At 40.5% G+C, this 472-nt stretch carries 1 protein-coding gene; it reads right to left on the reverse strand.

The features are described 5' to 3' along the window. Positions 1 to 10: 10 nt before the first annotated feature. Positions 11 to 472: ISAs1 family transposase (locus tag R3X26_RS18930; protein WP_317718864.1), on the reverse strand; the 462-nt coding region annotated here is incomplete at its 5' end.

The following is a 472-nucleotide window of genomic DNA, read 5'->3' on the forward strand; positions in this document are numbered from 1 at the left end:
CAGGGCAAGATTACGAAGCCCTTTGTCCTATAAGGACCTTTGAAAGATAATCGTTATTACGATTTGCCTTTTTCTGTTTTCGTTTGATCCCTGCTTTAAACGATTTTTCCTCAGTAAGAAGGTTAAGAGCTGCGTGGCGAACCAATGCTAAATTTTCTCCTGCTTGCTCCCGCCTTATACGACAACTATCTTCATTAAAACCAACATCTAAACGCCAATGCATTTGAACTTCGATACTCCAGTGCGCTCGTGATTTTTCTAATAACTCTTTAGCCGTCAATTTTGCAGAACTAATATATTGTCGAATAGTCATTCGTTCTGCTGGCCTATTGCCCTCTTGTCTCACCGAAACAACCACACCAAGTGTTTGAATGTTTTTCCAATCAAAAGCAATATCACCAAGTAAAGAAGTATCGTGTTCAACTAAAGCAAAGCGTGTTTCTGTCCGCCCGTGGCCTTTTTCTTGTATGCT

This window comes from Vibrio sp. TH_r3 (assembly GCF_033101115.1).
Taxonomy (GTDB): Bacteria; Pseudomonadota; Gammaproteobacteria; order Enterobacterales; family Vibrionaceae; genus Vibrio.